Genomic DNA, 26,774 nt, shown 5'->3' with positions numbered 1-26,774 from the left:
CGCGAGATCGCGGGGCGGCCCTCTTCGTCATGCCGGCTCCGTCACACGGGGCGCGACCGGCGGCCTCAGGCCTTCCGGGCGACGTACTTCTCGACGAGCCTGCCCTGGAAGTCGTAGACCCGGCTGCCGGCACCCTGCCGCGGGGTGTCGAGGGCGGCGAGCTCGTAGTGGTGCCCGCCGGCGTCGACGAGCCTGTACGTCCAGCTGTGGTGGGCGGCGGTCGGGTGCTTCAGGTCGAGGGTGCCGAGGGAGCGGCCGTTCTTCTGGGTGAGCTCGACGCGGGGCCACGTCCTGCTCTTGAAGAGCCGGGCGACGTTCCCGTCGGGGAGGGTGACCTTGGCGTCGGGGAGGGTGACCTCGGCGGCGGCCGGCCGCACGGTGTTCCTCTTCTGCTGCGGGTCCGGCCTCGGGGCGGTCTCGACCCAGGAGCGCACGGTGCCGTCGGGCCGCAGCACGACGTGAAGGCCGTTGTTCCGCCCGTACGCGGGCCGGCCGTCGGTGCTGGTGAGGGTGTCGATCAGGGACCCGCCGGCGTAGATGTCGGCGGAGAAGCGGCCCGGGCCGTCCTGGTAGACCTTGGCGAGCGAACCGTCGGCGAGGTCGACGTTCCGCCAGAGGACCGACCGGTCGCCCTGCGTCGGCGCCGGGTCCGTACCCCGGTCCGGCCCGTCGGCGGCGAAGGCTCCGGCGGCCGGCAGGAGGAGGGCGGCGACGGCCCCGGTGGCGACGGCGGCGGTACGGGCGGAACGACGGGTGACACGCATCGGAAGGGCTCCTTGCTCGGGTCGCTGACATCTCCGAAGCTATGAGTACGACATTGAGGTGATACGTCGGATTCGTAACGACGGCCGCACGCCTGCCCGCCGACCGTGTCACGGCCCACAGCGGGTCCGCTCAACCCCCTAGGGGATGTCACAGCTCAGTGGCAAGGACAGGTCCGGGGAGCGCCCGCACAGCGGAAGCGGGTACGTTCGACGACGTGGCTGGATTCAGGAACGGACGCGGCCGGGACAACCGCCCCCCGCACAATCAACCGCAGCAGGCGCCGTACGGGTACAACGCGGCCCCGCCGCCGTACCCGCAGCAGCAGTGGCAACAGCAGCCACCGCAGGGGCACCAGGGACACCAGGGGTCTCAAGGGCAGCAGCGCGGTCAGCAGGGGCAGCAGGGGCAGCCCTACGGAGAGCCGGAGTACTTCGGCGAGCCGTACGGCCAGCCGCAGCACCCGCACGCGGCGACGGCGAACAACCCGGGCCACACCCAGATGTTCAGCGTCGACGACCCCTACGGCAACGCCGCGACCCACCACGCAGGCGCCGCGCCCGTCCCGACGGGCCCCCGGCTCCCGTGGAAGGCGCTCCTGAGCGGCATCGTGCTGCGCCCCGCGGACACGTTCCTGCGGATGCGGGACCACGCCGTGTGGGGCCCCGCGCTGATCGTCACCTTCCTCTACGGGCTGCTCGCGATCTTCGGCTTCGACAAGGCGCGCGAAGAGGCGATCAACGCGACCCTGTCGACGGCGATCCCGTACGTCCTGATGACCGCGCTCGGCTTCGTCGTCGGCGGGCTGATCCTGGGCTCGGTGACACACACCCTCGCGCGCCAGCTGGGCGGCGACGGGGCGTGGCAGCCGACGGTGGGCCTGTCGATGCTGATCATGTCGATCACGGACGCGCCGCGGCTCGTCTTCGCGCTCTTCCTGGGCGGCGAGAACGGCCTGGTCCAGGTGCTCGGCTGGCTGACCTGGCTGGCGGCCGGGGCGCTGTTCACGATGATGGTGAGCCGCTCGCACGACCTGCCGTGGCCGAAGGCGCTGGGCGCGTCGGCGATCCAGCTGGTGGCGCTGCTGAGCCTGATCAAGCTCGGCATGCTCTGACGGCACGGGAAGAGACGCGAGGAGGCCCCCACCGGCTGCGGTGGGGGCCTCTCGTCATTCCGTCACGCGGGCTCAGGCGTCGAGGACCTGGCCCTCGCGCTTGACGACGGGCGGCTCGACCGACCAGGGGAAGTTGATCCACTCGTCGGTCTTCTTCCACACGTACTCGCACTTCACGAGGGAGTGGGACTTCTCGTAGATGACGGCGGAGCGGACCTCGGCGACGTGGTCCACGCAGAAGTCGTGGACGAGCTTGAGGGTCTTGCCGGTGTCGGCGACGTCGTCGGTGATGAGCACCTTCTTGTCGCTGAAGTCGATCGCGTCGGGCACGGGCGCCAGCATGACCGGCATCTCCAGCGTGGTGCCCACGCCGGTGTAGAACTCCACGTTCACGAGGTGGATGTTCTTGCAGTCCAGGGCGTAGGCCAGACCGCCGGCGACGAAGACGCCGCCGCGGGCGATCGAGAGCACGATGTCGGGCTCGTAGCCGTCGTCGGCGATCGTCTGCGCCAGCTCACGGACGGCGCGTCCGAAACCCTCGTACGTCAGGTTCTCGCGTACTTCACTCATGCCTGCGACCGCCTCACACCTGGGTCCGATGGAAGTTCATGAACGAGCGGGAGGCCGTCGGCCCCCGCTGGCCCTGGTACCGGGAGCCGTACCGCTCGCTCCCGTACGGGAACTCGGCGGGCGAGCTCAGCCGGAACATGCACAGCTGCCCGATCTTCATCCCGGGCCAGAGCTTGATCGGCAGGGTGGCGAGGTTCGACAGCTCCAGGGTCACGTGCCCGGAGAAACCGGGGTCGATGAACCCGGCGGTCGAGTGCGTCACGAGCCCCAGCCGCCCGAGAGAGCTCTTCCCCTCGAGACGGGACGCGATGTCGTCCGGGAGGGTGATGACCTCGTAGGTCGAGGCGAGCACGAACTCGCCGGGGTGGAGGATGAACGCCTCGTCACCCTCGGGCTCGACCTCACGGGTCAGGTCGAGCTGCTCGACGGCGGGGTCGATGTGGGGGTAGCGGTGGTTCTCGAACACCCGGAAGAAGCGGTCAAGCCTCACGTCGATGCTCGAGGGCTGCACCATGGATTCGTCGTACGGGTCGATGCGCACCCGTCCGGCATCGATCTCGGCCCGGATGTCCTTGTCTGAGAGAAGCACGCCCCCACGATACGCAGAGGGCGCGGACCTGCCCCAATCGGCAGGCGTCCGCGCCCCGGGCACCGGTCAGCGCCGCCCGGACTCCACCGGCACCGCGTGCCGCAGCCGCGCACAGCGCGGACACCGGATGAGCCGCCCTGGCCCGATCCGCCCGGCCCCGAGCTGCTGCAGCGGGAACGAAGCGGTACTGAACACGTGCCCTTCGGCACAACGGACGACGGTGCGCTCCATCGGACCCATCAAGTCCCTTCCCCTACACATGTGGTGGACGGGAAGCCACATTAGGGGATCAACGGGACACCCTCCAGGCGGCACTCCGCACCCGAAAAGGCGCAAGCTTCGCCGCAAGTGGCGCATGGGGTACAGTGTGCAACGATGCGGCACCGTTCACCGGCCCGCTGTGCGGATGTAGTTTAATGGTAGAACATGAGCTTCCCAAGCTTATAGCGCGGGTTCGATTCCCGTCATCCGCTCCATAGCGACAGCCCCAGGTCAACGACCTGGGGCTGTTGCTGTTAGGCGAGACTCTTCTCAGCTGCTCCGTGCTGCGGACGTGAACGGCCGAAGCGGGTACGTGCGGGCGCATACTGGCAGCAATGACAAAGCCGAGTGCACCGAAGCGCTTTCTGCCCACCAGCCCCTTCAAAGCCCCGGTCGCGCTGCCTCCTCAGCAGTTCGCCGTAGGCGACCAGGTCACACACGACGTGCACGGCCTCGGCCGGGTCATCGGCATCGAGGACGGGATCGCGACGGTCGTGGATTTCGGCTCGACGCAAGAGCGGATCCTGAGTCCGTACGCCAAGATGAGCAAGCTGTAGGACGCCGTGCCCGGTCACGGCACACCAGATCCGTTCATGGACCCGCAAGGAAGAGGACCCTTCTCATCGACCTGACCTCGCCGTTCTCCGCTCCGGAAGGGGCGTCCCCCTGCGCCGCTGCAGCATCGCCGCATCCCACCACGAATCCCTTCCAGGCGCCCGACTTCGGGGACACCGAAGCCTTCCTGTTCGACGAGGATGCGCACGCGTCGGTCTCTGGCACGAGTGCGGCTCGGCGCGAGGCTGGCTAGCTCCCACTCGTGACGATGGCGCCGAGGATCAGGGTCAGGAAAAGGCGATACGAGGGGCGCCGTCTCTGTCGGACGGGAAGCTCAGCGGCGGGCCGGCCGGCCCGGTCCCACCATCGCACCGTCCAGGCGAACGAACACCGGACGGTGGCGCGTGGGCAGACCGACCCGGGATCGCGGCCATGGCCGGCTCGTCGGTGCTGGTGTCCACGTAGATCGCTCCCAGGCGCTGGCAGCGTGCCCCAGATGATCGACCTGGGCGTCGGTGATTCCCAAGCTTGTGGCGCGGGTTCGATTCCCGTCGTCCGCTCTTCTGCGAAGCCCCAGGTCGGCGACCTGGGGCTTCGTCGTTGTCCAGGCCTCTCAGCGCAGGCTTCGGCATCCGGCGCTCGCCCGTGGAAGCACGTACGGCACGCTCACCTCTGCACTTCGCCGACCCAGGCCGTGAGGCCTGCCAGGAATCCCGCCTTCTCGTCGGGTGACAGTCCCTCCAGAGCGCGCAGCAGCGGCTCGGTCCGCCGGACGACGAAGGCCTCCAGCGGCAGGCGGTGCTCCTCGGCCAGGGACACCAGGATGCGGCGGCGGTTCGCCGGGTCCTCGGCCCGGTCCACGATGCCGGCCCGGCTCAGGGCTCCGACCAGTTCGCTGGCGGTGGACAGTGACACCTGAAGCCGTCGGGCGATCTCACTGACGGCCAGCGGCCGTCCGGCCAGCAGCTGGGGCAGTACGGACCCGTGGCGCGGGGTGAGGCCGTGCGCCTCCATGGCGCCTCGCAACGGCTCCGGCATCAGGTCCCGTACGACCGAACCACGGAAGAACGGCTCCAACAGCGGTACGAGCCCGGCGACTTCGAGCTCGTCCGGGGTCGGCTTCCGTGACGCCTTCCCGGCGTTCTCGCTGTGCGGCATGCTACAAGTGTATATGGTTCGGATATCCGAACTGTTTGACTCTCCGAAGGGTCCTCGCATGCCGTCGATCAGCTACAGCGATGCTCTCCATGACGCCCTGGAACGCATGGACGACCTGGGATACGAGCGAGGACAGGGGGTGGACCTCGCCAACCACGGCCCGATGGGCGCCGAGGCGCTCGCCCTGCTCGGGCAGGTGGACGAGGTCGCCCGGTGGGTGGGGCGCTACCGGAAGGCGATGGAACACCACGAGCCTCCCGCCGCCCGCTTCGCCCTGGACCCCGCCGACGAGTCCTCGTGGCGTCCCGCCCTCGGCGCCTTCCGGCGTGCCGGGGACTGGGAGCGGCTCTTCGTCCGCGAACTGGCCGAGGCGCACTGGCGCGAGGTCCTCGTGCGCTGGTGGCCCCGCCTGCTTCCAGGGCTGTTCGCCGGGCTCACCCACGGTGTCATCCGCACCGCGCACGCCGTACGCGGCCTGTACGCGACCGGGGACGGAAGCACAGCGCTCCAGCTGAAGGAACTGGCCCGGGGCCTTGCCTACTGGGCGGCCCGCTACAGTGAACTCCCCGGCCGGCCTCGGCTGCACGGCCCCCACGCGTTGCCCGACGCGGTCGCCGCGCTGCCCCGCATACCGCTCGACGGCCCGATGGGGCCGGGTACCGCCCGCCACCGCCTGGACACGCTCGCCGAACTCCCCGGCTACGACGAGTCCTTGGAGACACTGGCCCCGCAGCAGGCTCCCCGGCTGTTGAGCGAGATGACGGTCCAGTTCGCCGATGTCTATCTCGGCCACCCCGAGGTGTACCCCGTCCCGTTGATCCACGGCGTCACGGCCCCCGCCGCCGTCCGCCTCGTCCTCCCGCATCTGCCGCCGGAGCTGCACGAGCCGACGCTGGCCCGGCTCTGGCAGGTGCAGTCGGCGTTCCTGTTCGCCTTCACCTCGGACCGGCGCGACGAGGGAACGGCGGCCTGGCGGTCGGAGACACAGGATCTGCCCCCGCTGGACGAGTTGGGTGCCCGCGCCGCCGAGCACGGCGACGAGCACGTCATCAAGTTCACCGAAGCGTGCCTGCGCGAATACGCCCTCCGGCCCGACCCGCGCTATCCGGCCGCCGCCTTCGCCGCACAGCGGCGCATCACCCCCCTCGACGCCGGCGGCGGGGTCCGGGGAGCCGCGTCATGACGCACGGGCCGCCCTGCCCGTCGTCACGGGGTCACGGGGTCACGGGGTCACGGGGTCACGATCGGGAACGCGGGGTCGGGCTTCGTGCGGTACGAGAAGAGGCGGGGCAGGAGGGCCGGGTCTCCCTCGGTGGCGACGCCGAGTTCCTCGACGGTCCCTCCGGCGAGCAGGCCGAGGAGTTGGGCCTTGGCGAGCGTGAGGGTGAGTCCGGCGGGGGTGCGGGGCGGGCCGGCGATCTGCCGGTGGGTGAGGGCCCCGTGGTGGAGGGTGAGCCGGTGCCGGGCGCCGGCTCCCGTGGTTCCGTCGGTCACCACCAGGTCGATGACGAGCTCGTCGTCCCAGGCGCGTGGGCCGTCGATCGTGATGGCGATCGAGTCGATCAGCATGGGGACGGTGAGCGCCATCGCCATCTCGGGATTGGTCATGTCGACCATGTCCCCGGTCACGCCCTCCCGCAGCTCCTGGGCGCCGCGCAGGTAGAAGTTGCGCCAGGTGGCGTTCTCGGCACCGAAGCCGAGCGTCTCGTACACCCCGGCGAGGGCCTCCTTCGCCTCCCGGTTCTCCGGGTCGGCGAAGACCAGGTGGTTCAGGAGGGTCGCGGCGAACCGCAGGTCGCCGTCCTCGACGTACACCCGGGCCTTGGCGAGGGCGGCGGCCGGGCCGCCGGCCAGTTCGACGTAGCGGGCGCCGAGTTCGGCCGGCGGGTGCTCCCACAGGTGGGCCGGGTTGCCGTCGTACCAGCCGAGGTAACGCTGGTAGACCGCCTTGGAGTTGTGACTGACGGAGCCGTAGTAGCCGCGCGCGTGCCAGGAGTTCGCCAGGGCGGGCGGCAGCTCGATCCGCTCGGCGATCTCGGCGGCCGTGTACCCCTCGTTGAGCAGACGGAGCGTCTGGTCGTGCAGGTACGCGTACAGGTCGCGCTGCCCGGACAGGAACTCCACGACGTTGTCGTGGCCCCAGGTCGGCCAGTGGTGGGAGGCGAAGGCCACGTCGTACCGCCCGTGGAAGTACTCGATCGCCTCGTCCAGGTAGTGCGCCCAGATCCGCGCGTCACGGACGACGGCGCCGCGCAGGGTGAGCACGTTGTGGAGGGTGTGCGTGGCGTTCTCGGCGAGGCAGAGGGCGCGGTGGTCGGGGAAGAGGAAGTTCATCTCGGCGGGCGCCTCGGTGCCCGGAGTGAGCTGGAAGACGATCCGCACCCCGTCGACCGTCTCCTCCTGGCCGGTCCGGGAGATGTCCACGGTCGGCGGGACGAGGCTGATCGTGCCGGTGGAGGTGCCGGCGCCGAGGCCCACGCCGAGCTGTCCGTCCGGGGCCTTGGGGAGGCCGACGCCGTACATGAAGGCGGCCCTGCGGGTCATGGCGGTGCCCGCGTACACGTTCTCGCTGACCGCGTGCTCCAGGAATCCGGCGGGCGCGAGGATCGGCACGTCCTTCTCGGCCCCGTGCGGGAGGACACCGCGCACGCCGCCGAAGTGGTCGCCGTGCGAGTGGGTGTAGATCACTCCGGTGACGGGCCGGTCGCCGCGGTGCTCCTTGTAGAGCGCGAGGGCGGCGGCGGCCGTCTCGGTGGAGATCAGCGGGTCGATGACGATCACCCCGCGCTCGCCCTCGACGAGGGTCATGTTGGAGAGGTCCAGGCCGCGGACCTGGTAGACGCCCTCGGTCACCTCGTACAGGCCCTGCCTGGCGCAGAGTCGGGCCTGTCGCCACAGGCTGGGGTGCGCGGTGTCCGGGCAGTCCCCCTCGAGGAAGGCGTACGCGTCGTTGTCCCAGATCACCCGGCCGTCACCGTCCTTCACGACGCCTGGGACGAGGGAGCCGACGAACCCGCGGTCGGCGTTGTCGAAGTCGGTCGTGTCCTCGAAGGGAGGCAGGGTCTCGGTCATGTGCCTGGTGCTCCGTTCCGCGCACTCGGTGCAGCCTGTCGACCCATCTGACCATCGGCCGCGAACCATCGCATATCGGACGGAAGGCCGTACGGTCGGTTCGGCCGTCCGAGGGGCGCCCCCGGGCCGGAAGAGGGGGAGCGTCGACCCGGGGCCGGGAGAGCGGGAGCGTCGACCCCGGGCCGGGAGAGCGGGAGCGTCGACCCCGGGCCGGGAGAGCGGGAGCGTCGACCCCGGGCCGGGAGAGGAGGAGCGTCGCCCTCGGGCCGGGAGGGCTCCGGGCGAGCGGCGGGAGAGCGGCGGGAGAGCCACGGGAGAGCGCCGCCCCGCCTGCCGCTCCGGCCCCGGGGCGCCTAGGATCGCGGGCATGGCGCTGATCATGAGTGACGTGGACCGGTTCGAGGCCGCCAGGCCCCGGCTGGAGGCCATCGCCTACCGGCTGCTCGGCTCCGCGAGCGAGGCCGAGGACGCCGTACAGGAGACGTACCTGCGCTGGCAGGCCACCGACGTCGGGCGGATCGAGGTGCCCGAGGCCTGGCTGACGAAGGTCCTCACCAACTTCTGCCTCAACCAGCTGACTTCGGCGCGCGCCCGGCGCGAGACGTACGTGGGGCGATGGCTCCCCGAGCCGCTGCTCACCGGAGACCCGATGCTCGGCCCGGCCGACACCGCCGAACAGCGCGAGTCCGTGTCGTACGCCGTCCTCGTCCTGCTGGAGCGCCTGTCACCCAACGAGCGGGCGGTGTACGTCCTGCGGGAGGCCTTCGACTACCCGCACCGGGAGATCGCCGAGATCCTGGACATCACCGAGACCTCCAGCCAGCAGACCTACCACCGGGCCAAGAAGCACGTCGCGGACGGCAAGGCGCGCACCGAGATCGACGAGGCCGCCGCCCGGCGCATCGTCGAGGAGTTCCTGGCCGCGGCGACCAGCGGCCGCACCGAACCCCTCATCCGCCTGCTCACCGCCGACGCCGTCTCGGTCGGCGACGGCGGCGGCAAGGTCCCGGCCCGCGCGAAGGCCTTCGAGGGCGCGCTCGCGGTCGCCACGTTCATGCGCGGCCTGTTCAAGCCCAGCACGGCCAAGCGGAACATCCTCGGTGGTACCGCCGAGATCTACGCCGCCGTCGCCAACGGCGGGCCCGCCATCGTCGCCGTCGTCGACGGCCGGGTCGTCGGCGTCACCTGCCTCGAGGTCGGCCCGGAGGGCATCGTGGCGCTCCGCAACCAGGTCAACCCCGACAAGCTCGTCCGCGCGACCGAGCTGTGGGCCGCCACGGACCACGGGAAGGGCCCGATCCACACCCTCTGAATCACCCTCCGAGGAGGTGTGACCCAGGTCACATTCGAATCCTGTCAGGAAACGCGGGGCTGCCCGGTTCAAGGTGCGAAACCACGCCGGACAACGGCGGACCCGCCCAGACAGGAGCACGGACATGGAGCACCGCATCGTCGTCCTCGGAGCCGGCTACACCGGTGCCGCCGCCGCCGGCCGCATCGCCAAGCGGCTGCACCGCGAGGACGTCACCATCACCCTCGTGAACGCCGAGCCCGACTTCGTCGAGCGCGTCCGGCTGCACCAGATCGCGGTCGGCCAGGAGCTCAAGCCCCGGCCGTACGGCGAGATGTTCGCGGGTACGGGCGTGGAGCTGAAGCTCGCGAAGGTCACCGCCGTGGACGTGGACCGCAAGACGGTGGCGGTCTCCGCCCCGAACGGCCTCGGCCGGGAGGAGCTGGCGTACGACACGCTCGTCTACGCCCTCGGCAGCGGCTGGAACGACGGCGGCGTCCCCGGCACCGCCGAGCACGCCCACGAGATCTCCAGCCGCCCCGGCGCCCTCCGCCTCCGCGACGGCCTGGCCTCCCTGGACGCCGGCCGGCCGGTCGTCGTGGTCGGCGGCGGACTGACCGGCCTGGAGGGCGCGACGGAGATCGCCGAGGCCCGCCCGGACCTCGACGTCTCCCTGGTCACCCGTGGCGCACTCGGCGACTGGCTCTCGGAGAAGGGCCGCGCCCACCTGCGGAAGGTCGTGGACAAGCTCGGCATCACGGTCCACGAACACGCCGCGGTCGACGCCGTGGAGGCGGACCGCGTGACGACCGCCGACGGCCGGACCGTCCCCGCCGACGTCACCGTCTGGACCACCGGTTTCGCCGTCCACCCGATCGCCGGGGCCACCACCCTGGAGCTCGCCGACGACGGCCGGATCGTGGTCGACGGCACGATGCGGTCGGTCTCCCACCCGGACGTGTACGCCGTGGGGGACGCGGCGATGGCCCTCGGCCCGGGCGACAAGCCGCTGCGCATGTCCTGCGCCTCGGGCGTTCCCATGGCCTGGCAGGCCGCCGACGCGATCGCCGCCCGGCTCGCCGGCGCCAAGGTCCCCCACATCGCCATCCGCTACTCCCAGCAGTGCGTCTCGCTCGGTCGCAGCGAGGCCCTGATCCAGTTCGTCACCGCCGACGACCAGGCGGTCGAGAAGGCCCTGACGGGCCGTATGGCCGCCCGCTACAAGGAGATGATCTGCAAGGGCGCGGCCTGGGGCACCGCCAACCCGACCCTGGGCATCCCGACCCGCCGCCGCCGCGTCGCACGGCAGGAGGTCCTGAACCCCGCAACGGTCGAGGCGACGGCCTGACCACGCCCACGACCCGGACCGGCCGAGGCGGCAGGCTGACCGCGCCCACGACCCCGACCGGCCGAGGCGGCGGCCTGACCGCACCCACGACCCCGACCGGCCGAGGCGGCGGCCTGACCGCACCCACGACCCCGACCGGCCGAGGCGGCGGTCTGCGCCCGTCCGCCTCACTCCGTCCAGGGCTGGAGCTTCTCCGGGTTGCGCACCGCCCAGATGTGCGTGATCCGGCCGTCCGCGAGGCCGAACGCCGCCACCGTCACCGTCGTGCCGCCGCGTCGGGCGACCAGGCCGGGGCGGCCGTTGACCGAGCGGACCTCAAGCGTCATGCCGGGCGCCATGTCGCCGATCGCGACGATGTAGCGGGCGATCTCCCCGGCGCCGGTGATCGGACGGAGTGCCGCGCCGACCAGGCCGCCGCCGTCGACGACCACCGTGGCGTCGGGGTTGAGCAGGCCGACGAGGGCCGCGATGTCCTGGGCCTCCCACGCCTGCTTGAAGTCCCTGATGACACGGGCCTGCAGACCGGTCGGCGGCTCCGGCTCCCGGGCCGCCCGGACGCGCCGGCGGGCCGACGAGGCGAGCTGCCGGCAGGCCGCGGGGGTGCGGCCGACGATCGTGGCCAGTTCGGTGAAGGGGTACCGGAACACGTCGTGCAGGATGAACGCGACCCGCTCGGCCGGTGTCATGGATTCGAGGACGACGAGGAAGGCCATGTCGACCGACTCGTCCAGGGCGATCCGGTCGGCGGGGTCGCTCCCGCCGTCGCCCGTCCGGCCGTTCAGCCACTCCGTCGTGTCGGGCAGCGGCTCGGGGATCCATTCGCCCACGTACCGCTCACGCCGTGCCCGCGCCGAGCCGAGGACGTCCAGGCAGATGCGGCCGACCACCGTCGTCAGCCAGGCACCCGGCACCTCGACGGCGTCCTGCTGCGGGCCGGACATCGCGTACCAGCGGGCGAATGCCTCCTGAACGGCGTCCTCCGCCTCCGCCAGGGAGCCGAGCAGCCGGTAGGCGACGTTGATCAACTGCCGGTACTCGCCCTCGGGTCGGGCGGCCGCGGGCTCGAGCCCGCGTTCTGGTTCCGTACGGCTGCCGCTCATGGTGGTGGTGTCCCCCTTCGTTCGATCCGCGCTCGCCATGATCGGTGAGACGCGCATCACTCCGTAACCCCGGTCCCTCGCCTCACATTCTCCGGGGCTGCGTCGTCGGACCGTCGAGAGAGCGACCGGCAGCGGAAGGACGGGATCACCATGGCCACGCGAACGACAGCGGGGACCGCGGCGTCGACGACGACCACGGGCACGGGCACGACGGCGGACACGGCATCGGTCGCGGCGGCGGGGCGGCGCGGCGGCCGGTTCGCCGGGTTCGTGCGCGTCTCGATCGCCCTGCAGACGGCGAGCATCCTCTTCCAGGCCGTCACGGCCGGAATGGCCCTGACCTCAGAGGTCGGATCGACCCTGCACGACCTCGGGTCCAAGGGCATGTACGCGATGTCGATGCTGTACCTGCTCGCCGCGGTCCTGGCGTGGCGACCGGGCGGCGGCCCGGCCCGGCCGGCCCTCTACGCGACCGGCTTCCTGCTCCTCGGGACCCTGCAGGTGGTGATGGGCGTCAACCATGTGATGGCCGTTCATGTCCCGCTGGGCGTGCTGATGTTCGGCCTGAGCCTGCTCGATCTGGGACGGGTCGCGCTCCAGCGGATGCGTCCGACGGCGGAGGCCGCCGCATAGGCGCCGGCGTCCGACGGCGGAGGCCGCCGCCTAAGCGCGCTCGCCCTGCTGGGCCAGGGCCGCACGCACGACGGCCGCGGCCGCCCGCGCCGCGGCCGTCACGGGATCGGTGCTGCGGGCGGCGCGTCCCAGCATGAACGCGCCCTGGAGCAGGGCGATCACCGAGCTCGCGCTCTCGTGCGCCGCGGGCTCCGCGATGCCTCCCGCCCGGTAGAAGGCGGCGAGGCCGTCCGTCCAGCTCGCGAACACCTCGGCCGTGGCGAGCCGCAGCGGTTCATGGGTACTGGCCACCTCCAGCGCGACGGTGGCGATCGGGCACGGGTCCGCGAAGTCGAGCTCGCGCAGGGTCTCCGCCGCGGCGATGAACGCGTCACCGGTCACGGCGGCCATGTCCACGGCCATGTCCACGGCCATGGACGTGGCCGCATCCGTGGCCGCGTCCGCTCCCGCGGGGGCGGCGGCGGCCGTCGGGAAGAGTTCGGCGATCAGCCCCAGGTAGGCCGCACCCGAGGTCCGGACCACCTCCTCGCCGAGCTGCGCCTTGCCCCCGGGGAAGAAGTGGTACGCCGATCCGTACGGGGCGTCCGCCGCCGCGACGATCTGCTTCATACCGCTGGCCGCGTAGCCCTGGCGGCGGAACAGCTCGGTCGCGGCGGTGACGATGCGCTGCCTGGTGTCGCCCGTGGTCCTCACACTCGCTAGTCTCTCACTAGATCGGTCTATCTAGTGAGCCGGTCGCCGTATCGAGACGGGGGTCGTCCGTTGTCCGAGATCGAACTGAGCGCAGGCGTCATCGACTACACGGACACGGGCGGAGGCGGGGACAAGGGCATCGTCGTGCTCGTCCACGGGCTCGGCTTCGACGAGTCGGTCTGGGACGCCGTCGTCGAGGAGCTGCGCGGGGACTTCCGCGTCGTCGTGCCCGTCCTGCCCATCGGCGGCCACCGCAGACCGATGCGGCCGGACGCGGACCTGTCGGCGCACGGCGTCGCCGCGCTCCTGGCCGAGTTCCTGGAACGCCTCGACCTGCGCGACGTCACCCTGGTCCAGAACGACGCCGGCACGGCTCAGCTCCTCGTGGGCGTGCGCGACGAGCGCGTCGGCCGCCTGGTGCTCACCTCGTGCGAGGCGCTGGACAACTACCCGCCCGGCGTCCAGGGCAGGACCCTGCACGCGGCGAGCCGCGTCCCGGGCGGCCTCTTCCTGCTGCTCCAGTCCTTCCGGGTCCCCTTCCTCGTCCGGATGGGGACCTCGCTGGGCGGGATGGCGGAGCGGCCCATCCCGTACGCACTGGTCCGCCGCTGGTACCGGCCGCTGCTCACCCGGCGCGCGATCCGCCGGGACCTCGCCGCGTTCTGTCGCAGCACGGAGAAGGACACCTACCTCAAGGCGGCGGAGAGACTGAGGGAGTTCGACCGGCCGGCGCTGGTCGCCTGGGGCGCCAAGGACCGCATGATGCCCCCCGCCACGGGCCGTCGACTCGCCGAACTGCTGCCGCACGGGCGCTATGTGGAGATCCCCGAGGCGGGCACGCTCGTCCAGCTGGACAACCCCGGCGCCCTCTGCGCGGAACTGCGCGGCTTCATCGGGGAGGGCGCCGCCGGGGAAGGGCCCGTCGGAGAAGGACCCGCTGGGGAGGAGCCCTCAGGGGAAGGACCCGTCGGAGAAGGACCCGTCAGAGAAGGGCCCGTCAGGGACGGTGCCTGAGGGCGCCGACGCGGCGGTCCGTCCGTCGGCGCGGGCCGAGCCCCCTCACCGCCCGTACGGCGCCGGCGCCCGCCGGCCCTAGACCGCCCCGAGCTTCGCCGCGCCGAAGGAGACGTCGAAGCGGTCGCACCAGATGGTGACGCTGGAGTAGTCGGCGACGTCCACTCCGGCCGGTACCGGGTAGTTCTGGTCGCCCTTGTTGCCCTTGAGCCTGCCGAGGCTGACGTACCGGCCGTCGTCGAAGACCCGCCAGCCGGCCGTGCCCTCCTTCACCGGGGCGTCGGTCAGCCAGACGCGCAGGTCGGGGCCGTTGCTGGTGTCGAGGTCCTCCAGGCGGAGGACGTGCGAGCCGTCGGGGAGGCGGACGAGCCTGGCCGTACCCGTGGTCGCGTGCTCGTGGCTGATCAGGTCGCCCTGGGCGACCGCCTTCGGGCCGGCCGGGTCCGCGGGGCCGGTCGTGGCCCCCGGCGCGGACGGCTTCGCCGCGTCCCCCGGAGCCGCCGTGGCGGACGGGTTCCCCGGCGCGGTCGGGAACGCCTCGTGCACCGTGCTGTCCTGCCACAGCTTCCACGGCTGGAACCAGTAGACCCCCGCGCCCAGCACCGGCACCAGCAACAGCAGACCGGCCGCGAGCAGCCGCCTCCGCCCGCGCCGACGCGTCCGCCCCGGATCGTTCCCCGTACCGCCTGCCACCGTCGTTCCTCTTCCTCTCGGGTGCCGCTTCCTCCGTCCTCCCCATTCAAGTACGACGCGGACCCCGCGCGGGACCGGAACGATCGGCCCGCGAAGGGCTTACGGCCACATTCGTCAGGAATCGAGAAGCGGGGGCGTGCGGGCCCAACTAGCTTGTGGGCATGGACATCACCATTCACACCACCGTCCTCCCGCACGAGGATCCCGACGCCTCCCTCGCCTTCTACCGCGACGCCCTCGGCTTCGAGGTGCGCAGCGATGTCGGCCAGGGCAGGACCCGCTGGATCACCGTCGGACCCGTCGGACAGCCCGGTACGTCGATCCTGCTCGCGCCGCCCGGCGCCGACCCGGGGATCACCGAGGCCGAGCGGCGCACCATCGCCGAGATGATGGCCAAGGGCACCTACGGCTGGATCCTGCTCGCCACCCCCGATCTCGACGGCACCTTCGAGAAGGTGCAGGCCGGGGACGTCGAGGTGGTCCAGGAGCCGACCGACCAGCCGTACGGCGTGCGCGACTGCGCCTTCCGCGACCCCGCCGGCAACCTCGTCCGCGTCCAGCAACTCCGCTGAAAGGGCTCCCCCCATGTGTCATCCTGCGTGGATGAGCGCACTGACCGAGGCGCAGCGCCTGAGTGATCTGGCGCGGCTGCGCCGCGTTCGCGACCGGATCGACCGGGAGTACGCACAGCCGCTGGACGTCGAGGCGCTCGCCCGCGGGGTGAACATGTCGGCCGGGCACCTCAGCCGCCAGTTCAAGCAGGCCTACGGCGAGGCCCCGTACTCGTACCTCATGACGCGGCGCATCGAGCGCGCCATGGCGCTGCTCCAGCGCGGCGACCTCAGCGTCACCGACGTCTGCTTCACGGTCGGCTGCTCCTCACTCGGCACCTTCAGCACCCGCTTCACCGAGCTCGTCGGCGTCTCGCCCAGCGTCTACAAGCGCCAGGTCGCGGACGGCGAGGCCGGGCTGCCCTCGTGCGTGGCGAAGCAGGTCACCCGACCGGTCAGGAATCGAGAAGCACCGGTGCCCGCCCGCAACTAGCGTGATTCTCATGAACGCCATCGCCTCCCTCACCCTCGAGGTGGCCGACCTCCCGGCCGCCGACCGCTTCTACACCGCCTCCGGTCTCGGCGCCCATGTGCGCCTGCGGGCCTCCGACGCGCCGAGCACCGGCTTCCGCGGCTTCTCGCTCTCCCTCACGGTGGACCGGCCGGCCGACGTCCGGCACTTCGTCGACGCGGCCCTGGCGGCCGGCGCCACCTCGCTCAAGCCGGCCTCGAAGTCCTTCTGGGGGTACGGCGGCGTCTTCCAGGCCCCGGACGGGACCATCTGGAAGGTCGCCACCTCGAACAAGAAGGACACCGGGCCGGCCACCGGCCGCGTCGAGTCCTTCGTCCTCCTGGTCGGAGCGGCGGACGTCGCCGCCAGCAGGGCGTTCTACGTCGAGCACGGCCTCACCGTCGGCAAGAGCTTCGGCCGCAAGTACGTCGAGTTCGCCGCCGCCGAGGGCAGCCCGGTCAAGCTCGCCCTGTACGGGCGCCGCGCCCTCGCGAAGGACGTCGGCGTGCCCGTCGACGGCGAGGGGTCCCACCGGATCGTGCTCGGCGGCGAGGGCACCGGCGCCTTCACCGACCCGGACGGGTTCACCTGGGAGCCCGCTTCCGTGACCGCCGCGTCCTGACCGCGTATCCCGCCCGTACCCCCGGTAGATCCGTTCCCCAGTCAGCCCTGTGAGAGGAACCCCGTCATGTCGAACACGCGGTCGTCCACCAAGAGCACCAGCGCCGGCACCGGCGCCGGCACCGCCGCCAAGGGCAAGAGCGGCGCGAAGTACGACGGCTTCACCGAGGAGGAGCGCGACGCGATGAAGGAGCGCGCCACGGAGCTCAAGAGCACCGCTCGGCGCGGCTCGCGCTCGGCCAAGGCCGACGGGGAGGCCGACGTCCTGGCGAAGATCGCCGAGATGACGGACACCGACCGGGTCCTCGCCGAGCGGATCCACGCGATCGTCAAGGAGCACGCTCCGGGCCTGGCGCCCAAGACGTGGTACGGGATGCCCGCGTACGCCAAGGACGGCAAGGTCGTCTGCTTCTTCCAGAGCGCGCAGAAGTTCAAGAGCCGTTACGCCACGCTCGGCTTCAGCGACCTCGCCCAGCTCGACGAGGGCGCCATGTGGGCGACCAGCTACGCCCTGACCGAGCTCACCGACGCCGCCGAGACCCGGATCGCCGCGCTCATCGCGCAGGCCGCCGGCCGACCGTAGTCCGCAGGCCGTCGGCGTCCTGCCGAGGAGCAGGCGCCGGGCGTCCGCTCCGGGGCGGGAACGGGCGGCGCGGGCAGGGGTGTTGATCGCGGCGGTCATGGGCGGGCCCTCCTCGGGCCCGCTCCCCGCGCCCCCTGCGACCCGTGCTCCACGTGGGCAAATTTCCGAGATCGCCCCGTGAGAATTCGACGCTACGCGCGGTGAAAATTTGTCATGTAAACACACGGGATGCGACAGGGCGAAATCTTCACCCCGCACGCTCCGCCCCATCGTGCTACTGTCGATATCAGTTGCAGTTGTGGGTCCCGAACGTACGAGTGCCCTTCCGGTTTTCCGGCGCTGGGCACCCTTTTTCATTTCCGGGCATTTTTCCGGACGGGGCGATCATCGCAGCGACACGGAGCACACACTGTGTGCGCTCCGAGCACTGCCCCGAAGGAGAATTTGGTATGGCGACTGGCACCGTGAAGTGGTTCAACTCGGAAAAGGGCTTCGGCTTCATCGAGCAGGACGGTGGCGGCCCCGACGTCTTCGCCCACTACTCGAACATCGCCTCCTCCGGCTTCCGTGAGCTGCAGGAAGGCCAGAAGGTGAGCTTCGACATCGCGCAGGGCCAGAAGGGCCCGACCGCCGAGAACATCGTCCCCGCCTGACACCCGGCGCTGACGCGTAGAACTGGCTGACGAGCTGAGGCCCGCACCTTTGGGGTGCGGGCCTCAGCTCTTTGCAACCGTACTCTTCAGTACCCCTCATCGGCTGCGGGAATTTCCTGGCCGGCCCCCTTCTGGACTACTTCTCCGCAGGAGTCACCATGCGCTGTGTCATCGCCCGCTTCCCGTTCGAGCTGACCAAAGCCGGCGTGATCGAATCCATGAAGGGCGTCAAGCCCGAGCCCGCCATCGGTGACGTCGTCGTCATCGGGCGGCGTCAGTACCCCGTGAAGCAGGTCGGCGAGGTCGTCACCCGCCAGGACCGCCGCGACTTCAGCGTCGGCGAGGTCGTGCGGGCCATGACGAAGCTCGGCTTCACCTGCCTCACGGTGACCGCCGAGGAGCAGGCCTCGCCCTCCGAGACGACCTTCGGATAGGTCGACGCCCTGCCGGTCGGTCAGTGATCGAAGTAGCTGAAGTCGCCCACCGTCCAGGCGCTGACGTCCTCGAGGGCGACCCGGTACATGCCGCCGGTCTCCGGGATGCCCACCGTGCCCTGGAGGATCCGGGCGAGGTGGAAGTGCAGGTGGGTGGGTGGCCCGTCCGCGCGTTCGGAGGGGCTGAAGACGCCCGAGAACTCGCCGAGACGGGCGGAGTCCGTCAGGACCTCCGACACCCGCTGTCGCCACAGGGCTTCCGGGGCCAGTCGACCGGTGAGGACCACACCCCCCGCGACCACCGTCATGGACATCTGATTGCTCTGCCCGGACTCCACCGTGGCGGCAATGTCAACGAGCAGCTCGTCAGGTTTCGACATGGAAGTCCATTCTAGGCGGCACTCCGGCCCCGTGGCCGTACCGCGGCGTCGTCGCGGCCGGACCTCGGCCCTGCCGCGGGCGGACCGCGGGCGCGCCCGCCGCCGCCCGACCGCCCGCTAGATCGGCGCCGTGTCGTCCGCCGGGAACGCCGGGCCGTGGCCCGGGACGATCACGTCGGCCGTGGCCAGGACGCGGAGGCGGGAGTCCTTGAGGACCGTGTGGTCGGGGGCCACCGGGTCCTCCACCGGGCCGTTCGGCCGCCACCACAGGTCACCCACGAAGGCGACGACACCCGTGTCGGTGCCGGCGAGCAGCGTGATGTCCTCGGGGCTGTGGCCGGGGGTGCGGATCAGCTTCAGCGACGGGGCCAGCTCGTGGCCCTCCGCGTCGCGGTCGGTCCACTGGTCGTTCTCGTAGATCGCCTTGTGGTCGTGGACGCGGGCCCGGCCGAAGAGGCCGACGTTCATGGTGTTGTCGGGGTGGTGGTGGCTGAGCACCACGTCGGTGATGTCGTCCGGTCCCAGGCCGAGTTCGGCGAGCGGGCCGAGGATCCGGTCGCGGCTCGCCACCATGCCGGGGTCGACGATCACATGCCGGTCGCCGTCCCGCACGTACGAGACGGTGGCGGCGACCCCGGGGCCCGTGGAGAGCGTGTATCCGGTGGTCAGGATCGTGTAGGTGGCGGTGCGGGCGCTCGGTGCGTCGTGGTTCGTCATGCCCCCAAGTCTTCTGCGCGGCGCGGATCTTCACGAGTGGCCGCACTGCCACCGATCGCGGGAATCGTGCCATCGTCGCCCCCGGGGGCGTACCCACGTCGAGCGCCGGTCGTCGATGCCGCGGCCGCCGTGGCCGGTGCCGCCGTCGATGTCGTCGCCGTGGCCGGTGCCGCTCATGGCCCCCGTGCCACACTCGGCCCCATGCCGCCCTTCGTCACCGTCGCCGCCTACGCCCCGCACGGGGTCGGCATGCTCGGCGCGGGCATCGTCTCCGAGGTGTTCGACGCGCGCGGCGGGGGCCTTCCGCTCTTCGACTTCGCGCTCTGCACCGACCGGCCTGGAAACGTCCGCACCGACGTCGGTCTGCCCCTCGTGGTCGAGCACGGTCTGGACCGGCTGGCCGCCGCCGACCTGGTGATCGCCCTGCCCTGGGCCGAGTTCCGTACGCCTCCGGGGCCCGAGGTGCTCGACGCGCTGACCGCAGCCCATGCGCGCGGGGCGCTCGTCGCCGCCCACTGCGTCGGGGCCTTCGCGCTCGCCGCGGCCGGGCTGCTCGACGGGCGGCGGGCCACCACGCACTGGAGGTTCGCCGGACTCCTGGCCGAACGCCATCCGGACGTCACCGTCGAACCCGACGCCCTCTACGTCGACCAGGGCCCCATCGTCACGGGCGCGGGCGCCGCCGCCGGCTTCGACCTCTGCCTGCACCTGCTGCGCCGGGAGTACGGGGCCACCACGGCCAACGCCATCGCCCGGGACCTGGTGCTCCCCTCCCACCGGGACGGCGGCCAGGCCCAGTACCTCGCCACGCCCGTACCCGAGGACAGCCGGGACGACCGGCTCACCGACGTCCTCGCCTGGGCCCGGGAGCATCTCCACGAGCCGCTTCCCGTCGCGGAGCTGGCCCGCCGGGCGCTGATGAGCCGCCGTTCCTTCGCCCGCCGGTTCGCCGCCTCCACGGGCACCACCCCGCACGCGTGGCTGCTCTCCCTGCGGCTGAGCCGGGCCGAGGAGCTCCTGGAGACCACGGACCTGCCGGTCGAGGAGATCGCCCACGCGGTCGGCTTCGGAAGCGCGGCGGTGCTCCGCGCCCAGTTCGTCCGCCGCCGCGGCGTCCCGCCCCGGTCGTACCGCCGTTCCTTCACCCGTACGCCCACCGTCTGAGCTCGGACCGGGCCGCCACCGCCTGAGGTCGGACCGGCCCGCCACCGGCCGGGGCCGAACCGGCCCGCCGCCGGCCGAGGTCGTGGCAGCCGCCCGCCACCGCGGTCAGACGAGGGCCGCGGCCGTCAGGGCCAGGGCCGAGCCGGCGAAGACCACCGTGTGGCGGACGTTCTGGAGGACGCGGGTCCAGGCGGGGAACGCGCCCTCGGCGGCCGCGAGGAAGGCGGGGACGTCGACCCGGAGGAGCTCGGGGTCGCCCTTGCGCCGGAAGGCGGCGCGGACGGACTTCACGGCGCCGAGCTGGCTCTGCAGGATCGCGATGTTGGCGAGGAAGGCGATCGAGGAGAAGACCCAGGTGAGGGTGGTCCCCCAGGAGCTGCCCAGCAGGTTGAGGACGGCGGCGCTCAGCGACGCGGCGGCGAAGGCGCCGGGCGCCCACCACTCGTGGCCGCTCGCGTCGAAGCGGAGCCTGTTCTCCTCCAGGACGGCCGGGCGGACGCCCTGGCGCTCCAGCTCGGTGACGGCGGCGGCCTTCGCGTCGGCGCCGAAGCGGTGGCGGAGGACCGGGATGCTGACGAAGGCGGCGGAGACGAGGATCTGACCGGCGGCGGCGAGAACGGTGAGGGTGTTCATGAGGAGGGCTCCTTCAGCGCGGTTCCGATGGACTTGCACTTAGTTCAAGTGGCGATGCCGAGAACTGTAGAGCCCGACTTGAACTAAGTGCAAGACCTGACTTGAACATTGTGCAATCCCGTTCGCGTCGGCCTATCGTGTGCCCATGGCCCGCTCCACGCTCACCCGTGAACAGATCGTCCGCACCGCCGTCGAGCTCCTCGACTCCGACGGCCTCGAAGGCCTCAACATGCGCAGCCTCGGGCAGCGCCTGAACTCGGCCGCCACCGCCGTCTACTGGCACGTCAAGAACAAGGACGACCTGGTGACGCTCGCCGGCGACCTGGTCTGGGACGAGATCGGGCTCCCCGACCTCGACACCGTCGACTGGCGCACCGCCGCCGTCGCGATGGCCGGCGACCTGCACGCGATGTTCACCCGGCACCCGTGGCTCGTGCAGGCCTTCGCGACCCACCTCTTCCACGGCGAGGGCAAGGCCCGCCACGACGACCACAACCTCGCGGTGTACGAGGCCGCCGGGTTCGTCGGGCCCGAGGCCGACCGGGCCGCCGCGGCCGTCTTCACGTACGTCCTCGGCAACGCCTCGTCCGCCGCCGCCACGGCCGCCCTGACCCGCCGGATCGAGCGGGACGGCGGTGACGCCGAGGAGGTGTTCGCCGCCACGATGAAGGAGGCCGTCGAGGTCGGCATGCGGTTCCCCCGGCTGCGGAGCCGTATCGACGCCCTGGCCGCGAGCGACTACGCCGAGGCCCCCGACGACACCTACGCGTTCGGGCTCGACTCCCTGCTCGACGGCCTGGCCGCCCGGCTGCCGGGCTGACGGACGCACGGGCCCGGGAAGTCACGGGCCATCGGCCGACGGACGGGGCGGGCCCGCGCACGGTTCCCCCGTCCGGACGCCCTCCGCTTGTGAAAGCCCCCCGCACGACCGAGCTTGGGCTCATCGCGCGACCCCAGGGAGGGCCTCCATGAGCAGCATCGACACACCGGCCGACGTACCCAAACCACGGGCGGCGACGCGGCCGGCGCCCACCACCCTCACCTGGCTGACGCTCGCCCTGATGACCACCGCGTCGGTGGCGAGCCTGCGGGCCGCACCCACCATGGCCGTCTACGGCCTGGCCTGTGTCTTCCTCTACCTCGTCCCGGCGATCGTGTTCCTGCTGCCGACCGCCCTGGTCTCCGCTGAGCTCGCCTCCGGCTGGAACGGCGGCGTGTACCGGTGGGTCTCGGAGGGCCTGTCGAAGCCGCTCGGATTCCTGGCCGTGTGGTGCCAGTTCGCGATGACGATCTTCTACTATCCGAGCCTGCTCGGGTTCGTCGCGTCGACCATCGCCTACATCATCGATCCAGCGCTCGCCAACAGCGGCCCGTACACCGCGATCGTCATCGTGGTCCTCTACTGGACGGGCGTGTGGATCTCCTCGCGCGGCACGAAGGCGCTGGCCGGCCTCGCCAGCTGGGGTCTGATCATCGGCACCCTGATCCCCGGCACCCTGCTGGTGGTCCTCGGCATGGTCTTCCTCGGCCAGGGCAACCCCTCGGCCGCCCCGATGACCGCCGCGAACCTCTTCCCGCAGTGGACGGGCCTCGCCAGCCTCGTCCTGATCGTCAACAACTTCCTGTCGTACTCCGGCATGGAGATGAACGCCGTGCACGTCTCCTCGCTCAAGGACCCGGCGAAGGAGTACCCCAAGTCGATGTTCCTCGCGATGGGCCTGGTGCTGCTGATCTTCATCCTGCCGGCGCTCGCCATCAGCTGGGTCGTGCCCGCCGACCAGCTCAGCCTCACGGCGGGCGTGATGCAGGCCTTCGACGCCTTCTTCGCCTACTTCAACATCGGCTGGCTCACCCCGATCGCCGCCGTCGCCCTGGTGTCCGCCTCCCTCGGCGGCATGCTCACCTGGCTCGCCGGGCCCTCGAAGGGCCTCCTTGAGATCTCCCGCCAGGAGGGCTACCTGCCGCCGTTCCTGCAGAAGCTCAACAAGAACGGCATCCAGCAGAACATCCTGGTCACCCAGGGCATCGTCACCACCGTCATCGCCCTCGGATACGCGCTGATCCCGAACGTCTCCAGCGTCTACTGGATCTTCTCGGTCATCACCACGCAGGTGTACCTGATCGTCTACCTGCTGATGTTCGCCGCGGCGATCCGGCTGCGGAAGACCCAGCCCGACCACCCCCGCGGCTACCGCGCACCCGCGCTGGGCGTGCTGTGCGTCGTCGGCCTGCTCGCCTCGCTCGCCGCCCTGTGCATCGGCTTCATCCCGAGCTCGCAGTTCGGCAGCGGCAGCGTCTGGGCGTACGTCGCCATCGTCGGCGGCGGCCTCGTCATCCTGGGCCTGCTCATCCCGTGGGCCTTCCTGAAGTTCCGCAAGCCGAGCTGGAAGACGGCCCCCGCGAGCGAGGGAGAGCAGGCATGAGCCCCACCCGGTTCGCCTCCGAGCACAAGTGGGTCTACTGGGGCGCGATCGTGATCCTCGTCGGCCTCGTCATCACCGGCCTGGTCCGGTACGAGGCCGTGAAGACGAACAACGAGACCGCGACCAAGGCCAACCAGCTCCGGGACCAGCTGGTGCAGGCCGGATACCCGGCCCCCGACACCGAGACCCTCGAACGGGTCCTCGGCACCGACGGCGGCCCGGTCTGCGACGATCCGGGCAACGCCCTGAAGACGGCGCTGTGGAAGATCCAGCAGGGGAACGGCGCCACCGGCCCCGGGATGCGTCCCGTCATCACCGACGCCAAGGCCGTCGAGGTCGAGCGGATCGTCCTCCAGGTCTACTGCCCCGACGAGGTCGACGACTTCGAGGACTCCCTGAACGACCTCAAGACCGACGACACCGTCCGTCGGTGAGCGGCGGGAGTCCGGCCCGACCGGACTCCCGGCAGGGGTCCGGCCCGACCGGACTCCCGGCAGGGTCCGGCCCGGCCGGACTCCGGACGGCCACGACCCGAGGCCGGTGGGGGCAGCCCCCACCGGCCTCGGGCCGTGCGCGATCATGCCGTCATGAAGCTGCGCTGCGCCGTACTCGACGACTACCAGGGCGTCGCCCTGACCTCCGCCGACTGGACCCCGCTCGCCGACCGCGTCGAGGTACGCGTCCTCCGAGAGCACCTCACCGACCGGGACGCGCTCGTCGCCGCCGTCGAGGACTGCGAGATCCTCGTCGTCATGCGGGAGCGGACCCCCGTCGACGCCGCACTCCTGGCCCGGCTCCCCCGGCTCCGGCTCCTCATCACCTCCGGGATGCGCAACGCCTCCGTCGACGTCGCCACCGCACGCGCGCGCGGGGTCACCGTCTGCGGCACGGCGAGCAGTTCCGAGCCGCCCACCGAACTCACCTGGGCGCTCCTCCTCGGCCTGGCCCGGCACGTACCGGCCGAGGCGCGGGCGCTGCGCGAGGGCGGGCCCTGGCAGTCCACCGTCGGCGCCGACCTGTCGGGCCGGACCCTCGGTCTCGTCGGTCTCGGCAAGATCGGCGCCCGGGTGGCGCGGATCGGTCTCGCCTTCGGGATGGACGTGCGCGCGTGGAGCCCGAACCTGACGGAGGAGCGGGCCGCCGAGCACGGCGTCCGGTGCGCGAAGGACAAGCGGGAGCTGTTCACGGACAGCGACTTCGTCTCGCTCCACATGGTGCTCTCGGACCGGACCCACGGCCTGGTCGGGGAGCCCGAGCTGCGGGCGATGCGCCCGCACGCGTACCTCGTCAACACCTCCAGGGCGGGGCTCGTCGACGGCGGCGCGCTGCTGCGGGCGCTGCGCGAGGGGTGGATCGCGGGGGCCGGGCTCGATGTCTTCGAGACGGAGCCGCTGCCCGCGGACGACCCGCTGCGGTCCCTGCCGAACGTGCTCGCGCTGCCGCACCTCGGCTATGTGACGGAGGGGAACTACGGGCGGTACTTCGGGCAGGCGGTGGAGGACATCGAGGCGTTCCTGGCGGGCGCGCCGGTACGGGAGCTGGGCTGAACCGCGCACTGAGCGCGCGGTCGCGGGCCCGTCCCGGTCAGGTGCCCTGGCCCAGGGGGTGTCCTGTCGATCAGGCCCCGAACACGATCTGATCGACGAGACGCTCCCTAGCCCAGGCTCGTCCGCGCCAGTTCCACGAACTCCTCGTCCGTCAGGCCCAGTTCGCGGGCTTCCGCCGCCGCCTCGCGGAGCCGGGAGACCAGCCGGGCGCGGTCGGGGGCGGTGGCGCCGGGGACGATGAGGGCGCCGCGGCCCCGGCGGAGTTCGATCAGGCCCTCCTCGCGGAGCCGCTGATAGCCGCGCAGGACGGTGTGGACGTTGACGCCGAGGGAGTCGGCGAGTTCCCGGGCGGCCGGGAGGCGCTCGCCGGGCGCGGCGGAGCCGTCGGCGAGGGCGCCCCGGACACAGGCGGCGATCTGGTCGCCGAGGGGCACGGCGGAGGCCGGGTCGACACGGAAGAGCACGGTCAGACCTTCCCATGCCGTTCGGCGAGCGTGTTGAGGAGGGCGGCGGCGGTGTGCGCGTCGGGCACGGTGACCGCGAACTCGCGGCCGCTGTCGCGCCGTACGACGAGGGCCTCTCCGGAGTGCAGCACCACGCCCGTACGGCCGGCGCGGACCCGGTAGCCCCAGCCGCCGTAGTCGGCGAGGACGGCGGCGGTGTCGAGGTCCCGGACGCCCGCCCCCGCGACCTCGTCGAGCGGCACGCGCACGCGTGGCCGGGAGACGAACGAGGGCCTGACGGTGACGCCGCGCCGGTCCACGGTGACCCGGACCCGGGCGAGGGACAGGCCCGGCACGCCGACGACCAGGCCGAGCAGCGCGAGCAGGGCGGCGGGCCAGGGCGCGAGGACCAGGCCGACCGGGACGGCGAGGAGGGCGAGCACCGCGAGGACGGTCAGCGGCCGGGAGGTGGTGGCGCGGGTCCAGCCGGCGACCTCACTCGCGCCGAGCGCGAGCCTGGGTGCCTCGGACTCGCCTGCGGGGGCGCCCGCGGGGTGGTGCGCGGGGTGGTGCGCGGGGGCGTCCGCAGGGGCATCCGCTGGGGCGCCCGCTGGGGCGTCCGCGCCTTCGCGGGCCGGTACGAGGCGGGTCAGCGCCCGGCCCGCCAGCGCGCACAGGACGGCGACCGTCGCGGCGAGCGCCAGGTTGGTGAGCGGGGAGACGACCCGGGCCGGGTCGACGGCGTCCAGGTTGTCCCGTACGAGGAGGACGAGCAGCGTTCCGGCGCATCCGGCCGTCGCCCACGCGCCCCAGAGCGCGGTGCGGCGGACGAGGGCCGTCCAGCCGGTGCCGAGTCCGATGAGCAGGGTGACGCTGATGAGGGCGAACGCGGTGCGGCCGGTGTAGCCGTCGGCGCGGCCGCCGTCGCCCCCGGAGAAGTGGGTGGCGAGGGTGTCGGGGATCCGGTCGCCCCAGACGGCGAGCAGCGTCAGGTGGCCGACGAGGGCGAGCAGGAACGGGAGCGCGGCGAGCGCGCGAAGGCGGCGTGGGGCGGACACGGCAGGTGTGGACGACCTGGCTCGGTTCATGAGGAACCCTCCCTTGTTCGCATCAGGATAGAACAAGTTGTTCGCACTTCGCTAGAACAACTCGTCCCCCCTTCCGGATGCGGCCGACCCGCGACGCGGCGGCCGACCCGCAGAACCCGGTCACGCCGAGGCCCGGGAACGCCGAAGCGGGGGGGGGGGGGGGGGGCGGCCGG

The 26,774-nt window shown here is 71.8% G+C and carries 31 protein-coding genes and 1 tRNA gene; 19 read left to right on the top strand and 13 right to left on the bottom strand.

The window, feature by feature from the left end; genetic code table 11:
• Positions 1-65: 65 nt before the first annotated feature.
• Positions 66-764, bottom strand: coding sequence for a hypothetical protein (locus ACFQ79_RS17660; protein ID WP_383584240.1), 699 nt, complete (start codon positions 762-764; stop codon positions 66-68).
• A 215-nt stretch (positions 765-979) separates the two neighbouring features.
• Between ACFQ79_RS17660 and ACFQ79_RS17655 the strand changes: the two genes are divergently transcribed.
• The gene (locus tag ACFQ79_RS17655) at positions 980-1,876 is read left to right on the top strand and encodes a Yip1 family protein (RefSeq protein WP_383584238.1); all 897 of its coding nucleotides are present in this window, start codon (positions 980-982) and stop codon (positions 1,874-1,876) included.
• Positions 1,877-1,948: 72 nt separating this feature from the next.
• Here ACFQ79_RS17655 and ACFQ79_RS17650 read toward each other — a convergent pair whose 3' ends face one another.
• Positions 1,949-2,446 carry a phosphoribosyltransferase gene (locus tag ACFQ79_RS17650; RefSeq protein WP_030323619.1) on the bottom strand — a complete coding sequence of 166 codons (498 nt, stop codon included), beginning with the start codon at positions 2,444-2,446 and terminating at the stop codon, positions 1,949-1,951.
• 13 nt (positions 2,447-2,459) lie between these two features.
• A complete protein-coding gene (gene dcd, locus ACFQ79_RS17645) occupies positions 2,460-3,035 on the bottom strand; it encodes a dCTP deaminase (RefSeq protein WP_017240230.1) in 576 nt (191 codons plus the stop codon).
• A gap of 402 nt (positions 3,036-3,437) precedes the next feature.
• Here dcd and ACFQ79_RS17640 point away from each other — a divergent pair.
• Positions 3,438-3,511: transfer RNA gene (locus ACFQ79_RS17640), tRNA-Gly, on the top strand.
• 120 nt (positions 3,512-3,631) lie between these two features.
• Positions 3,632-3,853 carry a hypothetical protein gene (locus ACFQ79_RS17635; RefSeq protein WP_383584235.1) on the top strand — a complete coding sequence of 74 codons (222 nt, stop codon included), beginning with the start codon at positions 3,632-3,634 and terminating at the stop codon, positions 3,851-3,853.
• Positions 3,854-4,517: 664 nt separating this feature from the next.
• Here ACFQ79_RS17635 and ACFQ79_RS17630 read toward each other — a convergent pair.
• Positions 4,518-5,009, bottom strand: coding sequence for a MarR family winged helix-turn-helix transcriptional regulator (locus ACFQ79_RS17630; RefSeq protein WP_383584233.1), 492 nt, complete (start codon positions 5,007-5,009; stop codon positions 4,518-4,520).
• A 58-nt stretch (positions 5,010-5,067) separates the two neighbouring features.
• Between ACFQ79_RS17630 and ACFQ79_RS17625 the strand changes: the two genes are divergently transcribed.
• Positions 5,068-6,192, top strand: coding sequence for a hypothetical protein (locus tag ACFQ79_RS17625; protein ID WP_383584231.1), 1,125 nt, complete (start codon positions 5,068-5,070; stop codon positions 6,190-6,192).
• 47 nt (positions 6,193-6,239) lie between these two features.
• Here ACFQ79_RS17625 and ACFQ79_RS17620 read toward each other — a convergent pair whose 3' ends face one another.
• A complete protein-coding gene (locus tag ACFQ79_RS17620) occupies positions 6,240-8,081 on the bottom strand; it encodes an alkyl/aryl-sulfatase (RefSeq protein ID WP_383584229.1) in 1,842 nt (613 codons plus the stop codon).
• A 367-nt stretch (positions 8,082-8,448) separates the two neighbouring features.
• Here ACFQ79_RS17620 and sigJ (ACFQ79_RS17615) point away from each other — a divergent pair, with 367 nt between their 5' ends.
• The gene (sigJ, locus tag ACFQ79_RS17615) at positions 8,449-9,393 is read left to right on the top strand and encodes an RNA polymerase sigma factor SigJ (protein WP_383584227.1); all 945 of its coding nucleotides are present in this window, start codon (positions 8,449-8,451) and stop codon (positions 9,391-9,393) included.
• A gap of 124 nt (positions 9,394-9,517) precedes the next feature.
• A complete protein-coding gene (locus tag ACFQ79_RS17610; protein WP_383584225.1) occupies positions 9,518-10,720 on the top strand; it encodes an NAD(P)/FAD-dependent oxidoreductase in 1,203 nt (400 codons plus the stop codon).
• 167 nt (positions 10,721-10,887) lie between these two features.
• Here the strand turns inward: ACFQ79_RS17610 and sigJ (ACFQ79_RS17605) are convergent, their stop codons facing one another.
• A complete protein-coding gene (gene sigJ, locus ACFQ79_RS17605; protein ID WP_383584266.1) occupies positions 10,888-11,820 on the bottom strand; it encodes an RNA polymerase sigma factor SigJ in 933 nt (310 codons plus the stop codon).
• A gap of 150 nt (positions 11,821-11,970) precedes the next feature.
• On the opposite strand from sigJ (ACFQ79_RS17605), the gene ACFQ79_RS17600 reads away from it, so the two are divergent.
• The gene (locus tag ACFQ79_RS17600) at positions 11,971-12,453 is read left to right on the top strand and encodes a hypothetical protein (RefSeq protein ID WP_383584222.1); all 483 of its coding nucleotides are present in this window, start codon (positions 11,971-11,973) and stop codon (positions 12,451-12,453) included.
• A 30-nt stretch (positions 12,454-12,483) separates the two neighbouring features.
• On the opposite strand, the gene ACFQ79_RS17595 is transcribed toward ACFQ79_RS17600, so the two are convergent.
• A complete protein-coding gene (locus tag ACFQ79_RS17595; RefSeq protein WP_383584219.1) occupies positions 12,484-13,146 on the bottom strand; it encodes a TetR/AcrR family transcriptional regulator in 663 nt (220 codons plus the stop codon).
• A gap of 69 nt (positions 13,147-13,215) precedes the next feature.
• On the opposite strand from ACFQ79_RS17595, the gene ACFQ79_RS17590 reads away from it, so the two are divergent.
• Positions 13,216-14,160, top strand: coding sequence for an alpha/beta fold hydrolase (locus ACFQ79_RS17590; RefSeq protein ID WP_383584216.1), 945 nt, complete (start codon positions 13,216-13,218; stop codon positions 14,158-14,160).
• Between the two features lie 78 nt (positions 14,161-14,238).
• On the opposite strand, the gene ACFQ79_RS17585 is transcribed toward ACFQ79_RS17590, so the two are convergent.
• Entirely contained in the window at positions 14,239-14,796 is a 558-nt protein-coding gene (locus ACFQ79_RS17585) for a DM13 domain-containing protein (protein WP_383584263.1), read from the bottom strand.
• A 218-nt stretch (positions 14,797-15,014) separates the two neighbouring features.
• On the opposite strand from ACFQ79_RS17585, the gene ACFQ79_RS17580 reads away from it, so the two are divergent.
• The 6 genes from ACFQ79_RS17580 to ACFQ79_RS17555 all read left to right on the top strand — a co-directional run bounded on the left by ACFQ79_RS17580 (position 15,015) and on the right by ACFQ79_RS17555 (position 18,206).
• Positions 15,015-15,425, top strand: a complete 411-nt coding sequence (locus tag ACFQ79_RS17580) for a VOC family protein (RefSeq protein ID WP_383584213.1) — start codon at positions 15,015-15,017, stop codon at positions 15,423-15,425.
• Between the two features lie 31 nt (positions 15,426-15,456).
• Positions 15,457-15,897: a helix-turn-helix transcriptional regulator gene (locus tag ACFQ79_RS17575; protein WP_383584210.1), complete on the top strand. Its 441-nt coding sequence runs from the start codon at positions 15,457-15,459 to the stop codon at positions 15,895-15,897.
• Between the two features lie 10 nt (positions 15,898-15,907).
• The gene (locus ACFQ79_RS17570) at positions 15,908-16,537 is read left to right on the top strand and encodes a glyoxalase (RefSeq protein ID WP_383584207.1); all 630 of its coding nucleotides are present in this window, start codon (positions 15,908-15,910) and stop codon (positions 16,535-16,537) included.
• Between the two features lie 183 nt (positions 16,538-16,720).
• Positions 16,721-17,119, top strand: a complete 399-nt coding sequence (locus tag ACFQ79_RS17565; protein ID WP_383584261.1) for an iron chaperone — start codon at positions 16,721-16,723, stop codon at positions 17,117-17,119.
• 449 nt (positions 17,120-17,568) lie between these two features.
• A complete protein-coding gene (locus tag ACFQ79_RS17560) occupies positions 17,569-17,772 on the top strand; it encodes a cold-shock protein (RefSeq protein WP_055598357.1) in 204 nt (67 codons plus the stop codon).
• Between the two features lie 158 nt (positions 17,773-17,930).
• Complete coding sequence (locus ACFQ79_RS17555) at positions 17,931-18,206, top strand: SCO5918 family protein (RefSeq protein ID WP_355956883.1); 276 nt, start codon at positions 17,931-17,933, stop codon at positions 18,204-18,206.
• A gap of 20 nt (positions 18,207-18,226) precedes the next feature.
• Here the strand turns inward: ACFQ79_RS17555 and ACFQ79_RS17550 are convergent, their stop codons facing one another.
• Together ACFQ79_RS17550 and ACFQ79_RS17545 are read right to left on the bottom strand one after the other, a co-directional pair.
• The gene (locus ACFQ79_RS17550) at positions 18,227-18,586 is read right to left on the bottom strand and encodes a hypothetical protein (protein WP_073908329.1); all 360 of its coding nucleotides are present in this window, start codon (positions 18,584-18,586) and stop codon (positions 18,227-18,229) included.
• A gap of 117 nt (positions 18,587-18,703) precedes the next feature.
• Positions 18,704-19,303, bottom strand: a complete 600-nt coding sequence (locus tag ACFQ79_RS17545; protein ID WP_383584204.1) for an MBL fold metallo-hydrolase — start codon at positions 19,301-19,303, stop codon at positions 18,704-18,706.
• A 201-nt stretch (positions 19,304-19,504) separates the two neighbouring features.
• On the opposite strand from ACFQ79_RS17545, the gene ACFQ79_RS17540 reads away from it, so the two are divergent.
• Complete coding sequence (locus tag ACFQ79_RS17540) at positions 19,505-20,467, top strand: GlxA family transcriptional regulator (RefSeq protein WP_383584201.1); 963 nt, start codon at positions 19,505-19,507, stop codon at positions 20,465-20,467.
• A 105-nt stretch (positions 20,468-20,572) separates the two neighbouring features.
• On the opposite strand, the gene ACFQ79_RS17535 is transcribed toward ACFQ79_RS17540, so the two are convergent.
• Positions 20,573-21,100: a hypothetical protein gene (locus tag ACFQ79_RS17535; RefSeq protein ID WP_383584199.1), complete on the bottom strand. Its 528-nt coding sequence runs from the start codon at positions 21,098-21,100 to the stop codon at positions 20,573-20,575.
• 145 nt (positions 21,101-21,245) lie between these two features.
• On the opposite strand from ACFQ79_RS17535, the gene ACFQ79_RS17530 reads away from it, so the two are divergent.
• The 4 genes from ACFQ79_RS17530 (at position 21,246) to ACFQ79_RS17515 (ending at position 25,070) form a co-directional block, all read left to right on the top strand.
• The gene (locus ACFQ79_RS17530; RefSeq protein WP_383584196.1) at positions 21,246-21,920 is read left to right on the top strand and encodes a TetR/AcrR family transcriptional regulator C-terminal domain-containing protein; all 675 of its coding nucleotides are present in this window, start codon (positions 21,246-21,248) and stop codon (positions 21,918-21,920) included.
• A gap of 148 nt (positions 21,921-22,068) precedes the next feature.
• Entirely contained in the window at positions 22,069-23,523 is a 1,455-nt protein-coding gene (locus ACFQ79_RS17525) for an APC family permease (protein WP_383584193.1), read from the top strand.
• Positions 23,520-23,957, top strand: a complete 438-nt coding sequence (locus tag ACFQ79_RS17520; RefSeq protein ID WP_383584190.1) for a hypothetical protein — start codon at positions 23,520-23,522, stop codon at positions 23,955-23,957. Before ACFQ79_RS17525 ends, ACFQ79_RS17520 begins: the two co-directional genes overlap by 4 nt.
• Positions 23,958-24,110: 153 nt before the next feature.
• Positions 24,111-25,070, top strand: a complete 960-nt coding sequence (locus tag ACFQ79_RS17515) for a D-2-hydroxyacid dehydrogenase family protein (protein ID WP_383584187.1) — start codon at positions 24,111-24,113, stop codon at positions 25,068-25,070.
• 107 nt (positions 25,071-25,177) lie between these two features.
• Here the strand turns inward: ACFQ79_RS17515 and ACFQ79_RS17510 are convergent, their stop codons facing one another.
• A complete protein-coding gene (locus ACFQ79_RS17510; RefSeq protein ID WP_383584184.1) occupies positions 25,178-25,534 on the bottom strand; it encodes a GntR family transcriptional regulator in 357 nt (118 codons plus the stop codon).
• Positions 25,535-25,536: 2 nt separating this feature from the next.
• Positions 25,537-26,601: a hypothetical protein gene (locus ACFQ79_RS17505; protein ID WP_383584181.1), complete on the bottom strand. Its 1,065-nt coding sequence runs from the start codon at positions 26,599-26,601 to the stop codon at positions 25,537-25,539.
• Positions 26,602-26,774: the final 173 nt, after the last annotated feature.

It is taken from the genome of Streptomyces sp. NPDC056480, assembly GCF_042795405.1.
In the GTDB taxonomy this organism is placed as follows: Bacteria; Actinomycetota; Actinomycetes; order Streptomycetales; family Streptomycetaceae; genus Streptomyces.
Note: the sequence above shows the minus strand (reverse complement) of the source record. Positions and strands in the feature narration are given on the sequence as shown.